This is a genomic window from Desulfocurvus sp. DL1XJH-121, from assembly GCF_054819825.1.
In genome coordinates, this window is the sequence record NZ_JBTVWW010000003.1 from 165001 (window position 1) to 179864 (window position 14864).

Annotated in this window: 11 protein-coding genes; 4 read left to right on the top strand and 7 right to left on the bottom strand. The window is 68.3% G+C overall.

From position 1 onward, the window contains the following. Positions 1-75: 75 nt before the first annotated feature. The 7 genes from rpmA to ACYYG1_RS03685 all read right to left on the bottom strand — a co-directional run bounded on the left by rpmA (position 76) and on the right by ACYYG1_RS03685 (position 3515). On the bottom strand, positions 76-345 hold the full coding sequence (rpmA, locus tag ACYYG1_RS03655) for a 50S ribosomal protein L27 (RefSeq protein ID WP_461208918.1): 270 nt from the start codon (positions 343-345) through the stop codon (positions 76-78). Between the two features lie 21 nt (positions 346-366). Next, complete coding sequence (gene rplU / locus ACYYG1_RS03660; RefSeq protein ID WP_461208919.1) at positions 367-678, bottom strand: 50S ribosomal protein L21; 312 nt, start codon at positions 676-678, stop codon at positions 367-369. A 119-nt stretch (positions 679-797) separates the two neighbouring features. Continuing rightward, a complete protein-coding gene (locus ACYYG1_RS03665) occupies positions 798-1538 on the bottom strand; it encodes a ComFC family protein (RefSeq protein WP_461208920.1) in 741 nt (246 codons plus the stop codon). A 4-nt stretch (positions 1539-1542) separates the two neighbouring features. After that, positions 1543-2136, bottom strand: a complete 594-nt coding sequence (locus ACYYG1_RS03670; protein ID WP_461208921.1) for a flavodoxin family protein — start codon at positions 2134-2136, stop codon at positions 1543-1545. Next, positions 2133-2309 (bottom strand): hypothetical protein, encoded by a 177-nt coding sequence (locus ACYYG1_RS03675; protein ID WP_461208922.1) that lies wholly within the window; start codon positions 2307-2309, stop codon positions 2133-2135. Before ACYYG1_RS03675 ends, ACYYG1_RS03670 begins: the two co-directional genes overlap by 4 nt. 50 nt (positions 2310-2359) lie before the next feature. Further along, complete coding sequence (locus tag ACYYG1_RS03680) at positions 2360-2992, bottom strand: MBL fold metallo-hydrolase (protein WP_461208923.1); 633 nt, start codon at positions 2990-2992, stop codon at positions 2360-2362. Between the two features lies 1 nt (position 2993). Further along, positions 2994-3515 carry a nitroreductase family protein gene (locus tag ACYYG1_RS03685; RefSeq protein WP_461208924.1) on the bottom strand — a complete coding sequence of 174 codons (522 nt, stop codon included), beginning with the start codon at positions 3513-3515 and terminating at the stop codon, positions 2994-2996. 255 nt (positions 3516-3770) lie between these two features. On the opposite strand from ACYYG1_RS03685, the gene ACYYG1_RS03690 reads away from it, so the two are divergent. From ACYYG1_RS03690 to ACYYG1_RS03705, 4 genes are all read left to right on the top strand, one after another. Further along, positions 3771-6323 carry a hypothetical protein gene (locus ACYYG1_RS03690; RefSeq protein ID WP_461208925.1) on the top strand — a complete coding sequence of 851 codons (2553 nt, stop codon included), beginning with the start codon at positions 3771-3773 and terminating at the stop codon, positions 6321-6323. A gap of 290 nt (positions 6324-6613) precedes the next feature. Further along, on the top strand, positions 6614-9586 hold the full coding sequence (locus ACYYG1_RS03695) for a hypothetical protein (protein WP_461208926.1): 2973 nt from the start codon (positions 6614-6616) through the stop codon (positions 9584-9586). Between the two features lie 223 nt (positions 9587-9809). Next, entirely contained in the window at positions 9810-12356 is a 2547-nt protein-coding gene (locus ACYYG1_RS03700; RefSeq protein ID WP_461208927.1) for a hypothetical protein, read from the top strand. A gap of 115 nt (positions 12357-12471) precedes the next feature. Beyond that, entirely contained in the window at positions 12472-14838 is a 2367-nt protein-coding gene (locus ACYYG1_RS03705) for a tetratricopeptide repeat protein (protein WP_461208928.1), read from the top strand. The last annotated feature ends 26 nt before the right edge of the window (positions 14839-14864 follow it).

Below are 14864 nucleotides of genomic sequence, written 5' to 3' on the forward strand. Positions count from 1 at the left end.
CCGGGGGTCGTGGAACACAAAAAGGCGGACAGCGCCTGCGCACTGTCCGCCCTGGCTGATCTTTTCCAATATGCGTCAGGCCTCGGCCGGCACCACGAGCACGCGGGTCTTGACCTGCTTCTTGCGGGAGTACTTCTCGAACTTCACCTGGCCGTCCACCAGGGCGAAGAGGGTGTAGTCCCTGCCGATGCCCACGCCCGGACCGGGGTGGAACTTGGTGCCCAGCTGGCGCACGATGATGTTGCCCGCAACGACCTGCTGGCCGCCGAAGCGCTTCACGCCGCGTCGCTGTCCCGCACTGTCGCGTCCGTTCTTGGAGCTTCCGCCCGCTTTCTTATGAGCCATTATGCGTCTCCTTCAGGTGCCTTAGGCCTGGATGGCCTTCACCTTGATGGCGGTGTAGTCCTGCCGGTGGCCCTGCTTCTTCATGGAATCCTTGCGGCGGCGCTTGTGGAACACGATGATCTTCTTTTCGCGTCCGTGCTCGACCACCTCGCAGGCGACCTTGGCGTTCTCGACGTAGGGCTGGCCAACGTTCACGTCGGCGCCCTCGCCCACCAGAAGAATCTTATCCAAGACCAGTTCCGAGCCTGCCTCGGCCTGGATTTTCTGAACCTTGATGGTGCGGCCTTCCTCAACGCGGAACTGCTTGCCGCCCGTCTCGACTATTGCGTACATGAATTTACCTCCAAAGAAAGAGAAAGGGTGTTTACTTGATGGGCCCCGGGTAAGTCAACCCCGAGCGGCGACTTTTTTGTTCCCCGCCCGCGCCGCGCGCCGGGAGCGCCGCGAAAAAATCAGGCCTCGCGCGCCGTGCGGGCCAGGACCAGGGCCTCCACGCGCCCGGCCCCCGCGCGCCTGAGGGCCCCGGCGCATTCGCGCAGGGTCCCGCCCGTGGTCATCACGTCGTCCACCAGCAGCACCCTCGCCCCCTTGACCAGAGCGGCCTCGGCCGCGAAGGCCCCGCGCACGTTCTCCCTGCGCCGAGCCGCGTCCAGGCTCATCTGCGGCGCGGTGTGGCGCACCCGCGCGAGGGCCCTGGGGACCAGGGGGCGGTCCAGGCGGCGCGCCAGCAGCCGGGCGGCCTCCAGGCTCTGGTTGAAGCCGCGCGAGAGCAGCCGCCGGGGATGCAGGGGCACGGGCGCCACCAGGTCCGGGGCCTCGGCCCCGCCCCGCTCCCAGGCGGCCAGGGCCAGGGCCTGCACCAGGCCGCCCAGGCCCAGGCGGTCGTTGAACTTGTAGTCCGCCAGCAGGGACTTGAGACGCCCCGCGTAGACGCCGTGGAAATAGAGCGCCTCCCAGGGCGGCGGGTCGCGGCGGCAGTCGCCGCAGACCGTTGGCCCGGCCAGGGGATCCGAGGCCACGGCCCCGCAGCGGGGGCAGAAGCCGCCCGTGCGCGGTGCCAGGGCCTGTTCGCAGGCCGGGCAGAGGGTCGGCAGGGGCCCGCGCCCCGCGCCCCGGACCACGGCCCCGCAGGCGTGGCAGCGCCCGCCCAGCAGGCGCAGAAGCCAGGACGCGCCGGGCGGCAGCCCCTTCACGGCGCTACCCGGCGGCCCGGCGGCCGAGATCCACCAGGGCCTCGCGCAGGTCGGGATGCGCGGCCAGCTCCCCGGCGCCCTCCAGGCCCTGCAGGGTCAGGGGATTCACGATCTCGAAGTTGAACACGTCCAGGAAGTATTTCAGCGTCAGCAGGCTGCCCTCGAAGAGCTTGTCCCCGCGCGGCCGCCCGGCCACCAGACAGACGTAGGCGGGCCGCCTGGGCAGGTCGGCGAGGACCGGGTCCCCGGCCTGCTTGCGCAGCCAGAAGCTCTGGGTGCGGTCCACCAGGCATTTGAGCTGCGCGGGCAGGTGATAGAAGAAAATGGGAGCGGTGAGGAACAGGTACGGGGTGTCCATGAGCGCCTGGAACAGGACGCCGCTCTGGTCGTGGGCGCCGAGATAGCACAGGCCGTCGGGGTCGTGCTCGCATCGGTAGCAGGCCTGGCACGGCAGGACCTCGAAACGCCGCAGCATGGTCACCGGAGGACGCACCCCCAGGGCCTCGGCCACGCCCTGCGCGAACATGGCGGCGGCCCTGTCGGAGTTTCCCCCGGGCCGGGGGCTGGCGGAAATGACCGCCGGCAGTTCCACGCTCATGGACTCTCCTTGCGCGTGAACAGCACGCGCATGTACCCTTCCCGGCCCTGGACCTCCATGGCCCAGGCCGTGTTCATGGCGGCCTGGTCCTCAAGGGAGGCCACTATGTCCTCCCGCACCAGGGCCTCGACCTCCCGGGCCTTGCTGAGGCGGAGGTACCAACCTACCTCCATGCCCACGCCTCAGCACTTGCCCCTGAGGTCCAGAAAGACCCGCTCCCCGATCACATCCAGCCTCCGCTGGCCCGGAAGAACGGGTTGTGCAGGCGCTCGTCGCCCACCGTGGTCTCGGGCCCGTGCCCGGAATAGACCACTGTCTCGTCGGGCAGGGTGAATATCTCCCTCCTCACGCTGGCGAAGAGGTCGGATTCGCTGCCCCCTGGAAAATCAGTGCGCCCGATGGAGCGCCGGAACAGGAGGTCGCCCACGAAGACCACGCCCTGGTCCGGGAAATACAGGGACAGACTGCCCGGAGTATGCCCCGGGGTGTGCAGCACGCGCACGGCCTGGCCCAGGAACTCGGCGTCCCCGGCGGGCAGGTCCCGGTATTCGAAGGGCTCCACCTTGGGCAGGCCCATGAATCCGCCGCCGCCCACGCCCGTCTTCAGGGTCGGGGCGTCCATCTCGCTGACCAGGACCGGCGCGTCCGTGGCCCGGGCCAGGGACGCTGTTCCGTAGATATGGTCGCAGTGCAGGTGGGTGATGATGATCTGAGTCAGCTTCAAGCCCAGGTCGCCCAGGGTGTCCAGCACCACGGCCGGGTCGCCCCCCGGGTCCACGAACACGGCTTCTTTACCGTCGGTGAGCAGGTAGCCGTTGGTGGACAGCGGGCCCAGGGTGAATGTGCGGATATCCAATTTAGAATTCCTCCAGCATGAGTTCGGCAAGGGGGCGGCGCGACGAGGCTCCGGGAGCGGCGGGCCGCCCCACGGCCAGCACGGCCATGAGTTCCAGCGCCCCGGGGTCCCGGCCCATGGCCTCCGTGGCCTGCGGGGCCTGGTTGATGATCTCGCCCAGCCACACGGCGCCCAGGCCCAGCGCGTGCACGGCCAGGAGCATGTTCTGGATGCAGGCCCCGGCTGCCTGATGGTCCTTGACCTCGTTGTACATGGCCTCGCGGTCCAGGAACACGGCGACGAGGGCCCCGGCCCCGCGGACCACGGCGGCGTACTTGGTGCACGCGGTCAGCTTTTCCACGCGTTCGTCTCCGGGCATGACCACCAGGAAGCGGCAGGGCTGGTTGTTCATCCCGCTGGGCGCCCAGCGCCCGGCCTCCAGCACCTCGGCCAGGTCCTCGCGCCGCACGGGCTCGTCCGTGAACTTGCGCACGCTGCGCCGCTGGCGGATGGCCTGCAATACGTCCATATCACCGTCCTTCATGGTCCGCGTTCCTCCATGTGCATGGCGCGCAGTGTACCGGATTCCCCATCGGGAACCAAGTACGCTTTGCGCCTCCTGAAATTTTGGCCGTTTCGGCCTCGCTGATATTTTTTGGGTCTCACCCCGCCCCTGGGACAAGCCGAATTTTCTTGTAACAGCCCTTAACTCTTCTTAATTCTTGTTGTCATAAATACCAGGCATTGATATATTAATGGGTAGACATTTTCATCAGCCAGCCCTTGTCCGGAGACCCGCATGAACCCCATTGGTCACATAGTCAACGCCAGCGGTCAATTGCACGCCCAAGCCGAGGACGGTGCCCGCGCCCTTGAACCCGGCAGCCCCATCTATGCGGGGGACGTCCTCGTCACCGGGCCGGACGGCAAATTCGAAGCCAAATTTCTCGACGACTCGGTGCTCGCGCAAGGGCCGGACGCCAAGCTGACCCTGGACGACTACGTCTACGACCCGGCCCGGCCCTCGGCCGCCAGCCTCATCGCCAGCCTGTCCGAAGGCACTTTCCGCGTGGTCACGGGCAAGATCGCGGACCAGAACCCCGACGCCGTGGCCCTGAAAACGCCCCTGGCCTCCATCGGCATCCGGGGCACGGGCGTGGACGTGCACGTGGGTGCCGACGGCGAACGAATCGGACTCTTCAACTACGACAACCACAGCGTTGTGGTCACGGGCGCGGGCGGGGTCAGCCAGACCATCCCGGGCCCGGGCCTCATCGTGGGCGTGCCCCCCTCGGGCATCCCGGCCCCGCCCCGGCCCTACACTCCGCAGGAAATCAACATGTTCCAGACCGCCGCGCCCATCCTCTCGGTGCCGGGCCTGCAGGAACTCTCCCCGGCCCAGGGCCAAGAGGCGGGCGAGACCGGGGAAGGCGGCGAAGGCGAAGCGGCCGGAGAAGGCGAGGGCGGCGGAGAGGGTGAAGGAACCGGCGAAGGCGAGGGAGAAGCCACCGGCGAAGGCGAAGGCCTGGGTGAGGGAGAAGGCCTGGGCGAAGGGGAAGCCCAGGAAGGCGGCGACGGACTGGACGACGCGGACGGAGCAGACGGGGGCCTCGGCGATTCCGGGCTGGACGGTGGTGCCGCCGGGGACGACACGATGTTCGGCGGAGGGGCCGACCCCTTCGCCTCGGGCGACGCGTTCGGTTACGGCGACGACGGCCTTTCCGGCGGCGAAGACGGCGGCCTCGCGGGTGCCGGGAGCGGCAGCGACCCGGGGGGCGACGGCCTGCTCTCGGGCCTGGGCTACGTGGCCGACACCGGAGAGGCCGACGCCGGGGACGATGACGACGACGAGGACTATACCACCCTGTTCGGCGACGGGGACGAGGATTTCGACGCCGCGGCATACACCTTCCTCATCGGCACCGGCGACAGCGAAACCCTCACGGGCAGCGCAGACCAGGACGCCATCATCGGCATGGAAGGCGACGACCTCCTGGAAGGCCTGGGCGGAGACGATTTTCTCATCGGCGACTACCCGCCCAGCCCCGACTCCTCCGTTCCCGACACCGGCATTTTCGACGACGCCCTGTTCAGCGACACCAACTATGGCGGCAACGACACCATGGTGGGCGGCGAAGGCGACGACGATTTCCTGTCCGGCGTGGGCGACGACGTGATCATCGGAGACTTCCTGGCGGCCCAGGCCATGGGCTACGAAAACACGGTGATATTCGAGCGCCCAGAGGACCTGGCGGGCTATACCTGGGGGCCCACGGGCGTGACCGTGGACCTGGACGTGGGGCTGAACGACCAGGGCCAGTCCTCGGTCCTCGACGACATGGGCTATACCGGGACCTACGGCACGGCCATCGACGAATGGGAAAACGTGGACACCCTGGTGGGCATCCAGAACGTGGTGGGCTCGTACTACAACGACGACATCACCGGCAGCGGCGAAGACAACGAACTGGACGGCCAGGAAGGCGACGACACCATGGCGGGCGAGCTGGGCGACGACCTGATCACCGGCGGCCTGGGCGACGATGTGCTGTACGGCGAAGACAACAATCAGGAAAGCAGCCTGACTGGCGGGGGCGACGACACCATATCCGGCGGCGACGGCAGCGACTACATCAACGGCGGCTACGGCGACGACTGCCTGTACGGCGGAGCGGGCCAGGACTTCATGTACGGCTGGTACGGCAACGACCTCATGGCCGGCGGCGACGACGACGACGATATGAACGGCGGCGAGGGCGACGACACCCTCTCCGGCGAAGCGGGCGACGACATGCTCATGGGCGGCGAGGGCGCGGACCAGATGGACGGCGGAGACGGCGGAGACGCCCTGTTCGGCGACCTGGGCGACGACAGCCTGGACGGCGGCCTGGGCAACGACAGCCTGGACGGCGGCGAGGGCGACGACGTCCTGCGCGGCGGCGTCGGGGCCGACACCCTGGCGGGCGGCAACGGCGCGGACAGCATGTACGCCGGCGACGACACGGACGTGGACGTGTTCTACTGGTCGACCCCGCAGGAAGAGAAATCGTCCTCGGAATACGTGTTCGACTTCGACAGCGGCGAGGACAAGCTGCAGTTCACGTGCACGGAAACGGGCCTGAGCGAGGGCTATCTCACGGACGGCGTCACGTTCTTCTCGGGCCATTACGGCGGTGCCTACGACGGCACCGCGGGCAACGACACCAACAGCGCTGTGTTCGTCTACGACCTGGACAACCAGACCCTCTACTACGACTACGACGGCAACGGCTCCGACACCGGCACGGCCGTGGCCGTGTTCACCGGCAGCGACAATCCCCTTGCCTCGGACATTGAGATCGTCACATACTAGAGACTGGCAGGTGACGGCCGAGACCGTCTGCAAAGCGCAGAATTTCAAATGCAACGGCCCCGCGTAAGCGCGGGGCCGTTGCATTTTTTATGTTCCCAAATGCGCCGACCCTCCATCTCCTTTCTTCAATTCCGGCTCAGCCTCCCGCATCTCCGGCCAACTTTATCAATGTAACTAAACATTTCTTAATCTAATTTACCCAATTCCAAAATTTCCAATTGTCCCTGTCGCCTCCCGCGTGGTATCGTAGTAAGATCCAGAGTCCTCTATATCATCCATTGGAGGTCCATATGGATCCCATCGGCCAAATCGTAAACGCCAGCGGCCAGTTGAGCGCCCAGTCCGCGGACGGCGTCCGCGCTCTCGAACCCGGCAGCCCCATCTATGCGGGAGACGTGCTCGTCACCGGCGCGGACGGCAAGTTCGAGGCCAAATTCCTGGACGACTCGGTGCTTTCCCAGGGCCCGGACTCCACGCTGACCCTGGACGAATACGTGTTCAACCCGGCCGAACCCTCGGCCGCCAGCCTCATCGCCAGCATGTCCACGGGCACCTTCCGCATGGTCACGGGCAAGATCGCGGATCAGAACCCCGACGCCGTGGCCCTGAAGACGCCCCTGGCCTCCATCGGCATCCGGGGCACGGGCGTGGACATGCAGATCGGCCCCGACGGCGAGCGGGTCGGCATCTTCAGCTACGACGGCCACAGCGTGGTCATCACCGGCGCGGGCGGGGTCAGCCAGACCATCCCGGGCCCGGGCCTCATCGTGGGCGTGCCCCCCTCGGGCGTCCCGACCCCGCCCCGGCCCTACACCCCCCAGGAAATCCAGATGTTCCAGTCCGCCGCGCCCATCCTCTCGGTGCCCGGCCTGCAAGAGCTTTCCCCGGAACAGGGCCAAGAAGGCCAAGGCGAAGGCGCCGGCGAGGGTGAAGGCGAAGGAGAAGGCCAGGGCGAAGGCGAGGGAGAGGGCGAAGGCACCGGCGAAGGGGAAGGCGAGGCCGCTGGCGAAGGCGAGGGCCTTGGCGAAGGAGAAGGCCAAGGCGAAGGCGATCTCGGACTCGGCGACGCCGCCGGAGACGGCCCGGGCGAAGGGGACCTGGGACTCGGCGACGGCACGGGTGAAGGCGAAGGAGACCTGGGCCTTGGCGGAACCGGGCTGGGCGACACGGGCTTCGGCGATACCGGCTTTGGCGAAGGCACGGACCCCTTCGGTTCCGGGGACATCTTCGGCGGCGACGGCCTCGGGGATGACGGGACCGGCGGCGACACCCAGGCCGGCGGCGCCGGGGACGGCACCGCCCCGGGCGAAAGCATACTGGTGGGCTCCATCGTGGACCTGCTGGGCTACGTGCCCGACTTCGATCCCGACGACGATGACGACGACGACACCCTGTACGGCGGCGGCGAAGGCGATTTCGACGCCTCGCTGTACACCTTCACCATCGGCACCAGCGCCAGCGAGACCCTCACGGGCAGCGAAGCCCGCGACGCCCTCATCGGTTTGGAGGGCGACGACCTCCTCGAAGGCATGTGCGGGGACGACTTCCTCATCGGCGACTACCCGCCCAGCCCCGAGGGCAGCGTACCGGACACGGGCATCTTCGACGACACCCTGTTCAGCACCGTTGGCGGCAACGACACCATGGTCGGCGGCGACGGCGACGACGAGTTCCTGTCCGGCAAGGGAAACGACCTGATCATCGGCGACTTCCTCGAGTCCTCGGGCTACGAGAACACGGTGATCTACGACCGCCCCTGGGACATCTCGGGGCACACATGGGGCCCGACTGGCGTGACCGTGGACCTGTACGCGGGCACGGGCGACAACTTCCTTTCCAACTACTACGCATACGGAGGGGCCTACGGCACGGCCACGGACGAATGGGGCGACACGGACACCCTGGTGGGCATCCAGAACGTGGTGGGCTCCTACTATAAGGACAGCATCTCCGGCAACGACGAGGACAACGAACTCGAAGGCCTGGAGGGCGACGACACCCTCACCGGCAACCTGGGCGCCGATCTGATTTCCGGGGGCGAAGGCGACGACTCCATGTTTGGCGACGACGCGGCCAGCGCGGAAACGAGCGGAGGCAACGACACCATCTCCGGCGGCGAAGGCAACGACACCATCGACGGCGGCTACGGCGACGACTGGCTATGGGGCGACTCGGGCGTGGACTTCCTTTTCGGAGGCTACGGCAACGACATGCTCGGGGGCGGAGAGGACAACGACCACATAAATGGTGACGCGGGCAACGACACCATAAGTGCCGACTCGGGCGACGACGACGTGTTCGGCGGCGACGGCAACGATCTCATGTCCGGTGGCGACGGCAACGACATGATGAGCGGCGGCTACGACGACGACACCATATACGGCGGCCTGGACGACGACTACATAAGCGGCGGAGCTGACAACGACGTCCTGGAAGGGGAAGAGGGCGACGACTGGATTGAAGGCGGCGCGGGCGCGGACTACCTCTCCGGAGGCGACGGAAAGGACACCCTGTCCTACGAAGGCTCCTCCACCGGCGTCATCGTGGCCCTGGATTACAACTCCGTATCCAACGGAGACGCCACCAACGACACCATCACCGGATTCGAAGGTGTGGCGGGCTCGGCCTACGGCGACACCATCACCGGCGACGACCTTGGCAACGTCATCGAGGGCGGCGCGGGCGCGGACGACATGAACGGCAACGGAGGCTCGGACACCCTGTCCTACCAGACCTCCGACGCCGCCGTGAACGTGAACCTGGGCGCCAACACGGCTTCCGGCGGGCACGCGACGGACTCCCTCGCCGGGAACGACACCATAGCCGGGTTCGAAGGCGTGATCGGCTCGGCCCATGATGACACTCTCACCGGCAGCACGGGAGCCGACTATCTGGAGGGCAGCATCGGCGCGGACACCCTGGACGCGGTGAACGACACGGCCGCGGACACCTTCTATTGGGCGGCCGCGAACCACGGCGGAGACATCCTGTTCAACTTCCACAGCGGCGAGGACAAGCTGGTCTTCCAATCCGACGGATTCGGCGGCCTGGGCACGGGCTCCGTCACCTTCATCTCCGGCAACTACAGCGGCAGCTTCGGCGGCACGGAGGGTTCCGACAGCGACCCGCTGTTCGTGTACGACACCTCCAACAATACGCTTTACTATGATTCCAACGGAGTCGACTCGGGAGGAGTCTCGGCAATCGCCGTATTCTCCTCAAGCGACGCTCCCGTGGCCACGGACCTGGAATTCGCCCTCTAGCGCCACGCATCCGCAACGCTTCGGCACAAGGCGGCCCCTGAACAGGCGGGGGCCGCCTTGTCCGTCCGCCTCCTCGCCCTCCCCACGTCCTCCACACCCTTTCCCCTGCCGCTCCAGCGGAGTTCATTTCGACCCCTGACGTATCATTTCCATTGTTGAACCCCGCCCGGCGTGATATCATTACACCAACTCCATCTCTCCACCCCAGTCGCCGGAGGCCCGTATGGATCCCATTGGTCAGATCGTCAACGCCAGCGGCCAGTTGAGCGCCCAGTCCGCGGACGGCGTCCGCGCTCTCGAACCCGGCAGCCCCATCTACGCGGGAGACGTGCTCGTCACCGGCGCGGACGGCAAGTTCGAGGCCAAATTCCTGGACGACTCGGTGCTTTCCCAGGGCCCGGACTCCACGCTGACCCTGGACGAATACGTGTTCAACCCGGCCGAACCCTCGGCCGCCAGCCTCATCGCCAGCATGTCCACGGGCACCTTCCGCATGGTCACGGGCAAGATCGCGGATCAGAACCCCGACGCCGTGGCCCTGAAGACGCCCCTGGCCTCCATCGGCATCCGGGGCACGGGCGTGGACATGCAGATCGGCCCCGACGGCGAGCGGGTCGGCATCTTCAGCTACGACGGCCACAGCGTGGTCATCACCGGCGCGGGCGGGGTCAGCCAGACCATCCCGGGCCCGGGCCTCATCGTGGGCGTGCCCCCCTCGGGCGTCCCGACCCCGCCCCGGCCCTACACCCCCCAGGAAATCCAGATGTTCCAGTCCGCCGCGCCCATCCTCTCGGTGCCCGGCCTGCAAGAGCTTTCCCCGGAACAGGGCCAAGAAGGCCAAGGCGAAGGCGCCGGCGAGGGTGAAGGCGAAGGAGAAGGCCAGGGCGAAGGCGAGGGAGAGGGCGAAGGCACCGGCGAAGGGGAAGGCGAGGCCGCTGGCGAAGGCGAGGGCCTTGGCGAAGGAGAAGGCCAAGGCGAAGGCGATCTCGGACTCGGCGACGCCGCCGGAGACGGCCCGGGCGAAGGGGACCTGGGACTCGGCGACGGCACGGGTGAAGGCGAAGGAGACCTGGGCCTTGGCGGAACCGGGCTGGGCGACACGGGCTTCGGCGATACCGGCTTTGGCGAAGGCACGGACCCCTTCGGTTCCGGGGACATCTTCGGCGGCGACGGCCTCGGGGATGACGGGACCGGCGGCGACACCCAGGCCGGCGGCGCCGGGGACGGCACCGCCCCGGGCGAAAGCATACTGGTGGGCTCCATCGTGGACCTGCTGGGCTACGTGCCCGACTTCGATCCCGACGACGATGACGACGACGACACCCTGTACGGCGGCGGCGAAGGCGATTTCGACGCCTCGCTGTACACCTTCACCATCGGCACCAGCGCCAGCGAGACCCTCACGGGCAGCGAAGCCCGCGACGCCCTCATCGGTTTGGAGGGCGACGACCTCCTCGAAGGCATGTGCGGGGACGACTTCCTCATCGGCGACTACCCGCCCAGCCCCGAGGGCAGCGTACCGGACACGGGCATCTTCGACGACACCCTGTTCAGCACCGTTGGCGGCAACGACACCATGGTCGGCGGCGACGGCGACGACGAGTTCCTGTCCGGCAAGGGAAACGACCTGATCATCGGCGACTTCCTCGAGTCCTCGGGCTACGAGAACACGGTGATCTACGACCGCCCCTGGGACATCTCGGGGCACACATGGGGCCCGACTGGCGTGACCGTGGACCTGTACGCGGGCACGGGCGACAACTTCCTTTCCAACTACTACGCATACGGAGGGGCCTACGGCACGGCCACGGACGAATGGGGCGACACGGACACCCTGGTGGGCATCCAGAACGTGGTGGGCTCCTACTATAAGGACAGCATCTCCGGCAACGACGAGGACAACGAACTCGAAGGCCTGGAGGGCGACGACACCCTCACCGGCAACCTGGGCGCCGATCTGATTTCCGGGGGCGAAGGCGACGACTCCATGTTTGGCGACGACGCGGCCAGCGCGGAAACGAGCGGAGGCAACGACACCATCTCCGGCGGCGAAGGCAACGACACCATCGACGGCGGCTATGGCGACGACATGCTCTGGGGCGACTCGGGCGCGGACTACCTCAACGGAGGGTACGGCAGCGACCTCATGGGCGGCGGCGAAGGCACGGATGAACTTTCAGGCAACGCCGGCGACGACACCATGTCCGGCGACATGGGCGACGACATGCTCTTCGGCGGCGAGGGCGCGGACGTCATGTCGGGCGGCGACGACAACGACGTCCTGTACGGCGACGCGGGCAACGACGTGATGAGCGGCGACACGGGCGACGACGTGCTTGACGGCGGCGACGACAACGACATCCTGTACGGCGCATCGGGCGCCGACAGCCTGATCGGCGGTCTGGGCCAGGATACGATATTCGCGGGCGACGACTCGGACGCGGACACCCTCTACTGGTCACAGGGCGCCGAGGGCGGGGACTACGTATTCGATTTCGAATCCGGCGAAGACAAGCTCACGTTCCTGCAGACGGCCTTCGGCAACCTGAACGCCGGGCAGATCGACAGCGCCCGCTTCCTGTCCACGGGCCTGAGCGGCGCCTTCAGCGGCAACCAGGGGGCGGACACCATGCCCCTGTTCGTCTACGACACGGACACGGGCCAGCTCTACTACGACTCCGACGGCAACGGGTCGGGCACCGGAACCCTCATGGCCACCTTCGACGGCGCTCCGGGCCTGCAATATTCGGACATCGAAATCGTGACCTGACCGGACGGCCCGACGGCCTGCCGGACAAGACGGCCCCCGCCCTCCCGGGGGCCGTTTTCGCGTCCGCGCCCCTGCCCCGCTTGAACTCCTGCCTGGGCCGGGGTATAGCCTCGCCATGAAAGTGCACGCCAGCCTGCTCACGGACCACGGCCCCCGGCTCACCCGCAGCGACCTGCTGACCTACGAGCATCTCTTGGGCGACGAGATCGCTTCCTTTTTGCCCCATTCCTCCTACAGCCTGTATTTCCCCAAGACCCTGGACAACGGGGTCCTGGCGGAGCTGGGCCAGGGCCGGGCCGTGTGCCTGCCCGAGGAAAGAAAGGTACTCCTGCCCCTGGCGCTGAACGGCGACCTGCTGGGCGTGTTCGTGGCCCGGGGGGCGCGCGTCACCGCGCCCAAGACCATGCCCCCGCTCCTGGCGGCCATGGCCCGCATGTGCGTGGAAAAGCTCCAGCTGTACAAGATTTCCGTCACCGACCCCCTGTCCGGCCTGGGCACGGCGGACCTGCTCTCCCGGGCCATGGCCCGGGAGATCGAGCGCATCGGCCAGAGCCTGCGCCCGGACACCGAGCCGCGCCTGGGGCCCGGGGACCCCGGGTTCTCGGCCTGCTTCGGCCTGGTCCTGGCGCGCCTCACGGACCTGGAGCCCTGCGCCGAGAAGTACGGCCCGGCCTTCGCGGCCCGGGCCGTGACCCGCGCGGCGGAGCTGGTGCGCGGGGCCGCGCCCGAGCAGGCGCTCTGCGCCCGCGCCGGGGACGACGCCCTGGCCGTGCTCCTGCCCGGGGCCACGCCGGCGGCCTGCGCCCAGGCGGCCGAGGCCCTGGCGGGAGCCCTGGCCGGGCTGCAGGTGGAGGACCCCATCCTGGAGGGCATGGTGCGCCCGGGCTGCAGCGTGGGTTCCGTGGCCTACCCCCAGGACGCCGACGGCCCCACCCTGCGCAGGACCGCCGGGGAACAGGCCGCCCTGGTGCTGCGCAAGGCCGCGCGCGCGGCGCGCGCCGGGGACGGGATCAATGGCCGGGCCTTCGCCTTCTCGCGCATCGTGGCCGAGGGCGGCGGCGTGCTGGAGGCCCTGCCGCTTGGCCGCGTGCGCATCGACCTGGGCACCAGCGTGGGCGCGCGCGAGGGCCAGCGCTTCCTGGCCTGGTCCCCCGGCACGGACGCGGACGCCCCGCCGTCCTGCAAGGGCGAGATAGCCCTCATCCAGACGGGGCGCGGCCGCTCCCTGGCCGAGATCACCCACCAGACGGACCCGACCTGGCCCATCGCCAAGGGCGACCGCCTGACCCTGGTGCGCGACACGGACCCGGCCCCCAAGGTCGAGGCCAACGGGGACAACGGGGCCGACGCCCTGACCGGGCTTTTGGGCTACCGGGGCTTTCTCAAGCACCTGGCCGCAGAGCGCGACTCCTGGGACAATTTCTGCCTGGTGCTGATGCGCCTGGAGGACGGGGAAGGCGGCTCGGCGCGCGGCACGGAAACGCGCCTGCGCGAGCTGGCCTCGGCTTGCAAGGGCGTATTCGGCGACGGGGCCGTGGGCGGGCGCATGAGCCTGGGCGGGCTGGCCTGGGCCCTGCCCGGCATGACGGGCAAGAAGGCGCGGGACATCTGCCTGCGCATGGTCCAGACCCTGCCCGATGACTTTCCGGCCCCGGCCGTGGGCGTGGCCCACTTCCCCTGGCTGGGGTTCACGCGCTCCCAGGCCCTGGACAACGCGCACAAGGCCCTGGAATACGCGCGCCTGCTGCCCGCGCCCCACGTGGGGCTCCTGGACTCCGTGGCCCTGAACATCCACGCGGACAGGCTCTTCGCCCAGGGGCGGCTCTTCGACGCCATGGAGGAGTACAAGCTGGCCCTGGTGGCGGACAAGCGGAACACCACGGCCCGCAACTCCCTGGGCGTGTGCCACGCCCGCTGCGGCGACCTGGGCGCGGCCAAGCGCCAGTTCAAGACCGTGCTGGCCCACGAACCCGGGGACGTGTTCGCCCTGTACAATTTCGGCTACGCCTGCCAGCGCCTGGGCCAGACAGGTGAGGCGCGCGAGGCCTACAAGAAATGCCTGGCCGCCGATCCGGCGCATGTCTTCAGCCTGATCCGCCTGGGCCAGCTCTCCCAGGGCAACCGCCGCTTCGCTGACGCCAAGCGCTGGTTCGAGAAGGCCGCCACCCTGCCCGGGGGCGAGGGCTTGACCCGGCGCTACCTGGCCAACCTGGCGCTGGCGCGCGGGGAGGCGGAAGAGGCCCGCGAGCACCTGCACCAGGCGCTCATCCACGACCCCCGCGACGCGGCCTCCCTGTCGCTCATGGCCCGCATCTACCTGGACGGCGACGAGGACCCGGAAGTGGCCGAGGTCCTGGCCCGCCAGGCTGCGGCCCTGGCCCCCGAGCACGCCCCGTTCTGGAAGCTTCTGGCCCGCGCGTTGACCGCGCGCGGCAAGGAGGACGAGGCGGCGGCGGTGCTGGAGAGAGCGGAATCCTTATAATCGTCAGGCTGCCCCGTAACACGCGG

Coding starts and splice junctions, on each gene's coding strand:
- rpmA (WP_461208918.1), bottom strand. CDS start 345: ATGGCTCATAAGAAAGCGGGCGGAAGCTCCAAGAACGGACGCGACAGT.
- rplU (WP_461208919.1), bottom strand. CDS start 678: ATGTACGCAATAGTCGAGACGGGCGGCAAGCAGTTCCGCGTTGAGGAA.
- ACYYG1_RS03670 (WP_461208921.1), bottom strand. CDS start 2,136: ATGAGCGTGGAACTGCCGGCGGTCATTTCCGCCAGCCCCCGGCCCGGG.
- ACYYG1_RS03675 (WP_461208922.1), bottom strand. CDS start 2,309: ATGGAGGTAGGTTGGTACCTCCGCCTCAGCAAGGCCCGGGAGGTCGAG.
- ACYYG1_RS03685 (WP_461208924.1), bottom strand. CDS start 3,515: ATGAAGGACGGTGATATGGACGTATTGCAGGCCATCCGCCAGCGGCGC.
- ACYYG1_RS03690 (WP_461208925.1), top strand. CDS start 3,771: ATGAACCCCATTGGTCACATAGTCAACGCCAGCGGTCAATTGCACGCC.
- ACYYG1_RS03695 (WP_461208926.1), top strand. CDS start 6,614: ATGGATCCCATCGGCCAAATCGTAAACGCCAGCGGCCAGTTGAGCGCC.
- ACYYG1_RS03700 (WP_461208927.1), top strand. CDS start 9,810: ATGGATCCCATTGGTCAGATCGTCAACGCCAGCGGCCAGTTGAGCGCC.
- ACYYG1_RS03705 (WP_461208928.1), top strand. CDS start 12,472: ATGAAAGTGCACGCCAGCCTGCTCACGGACCACGGCCCCCGGCTCACC.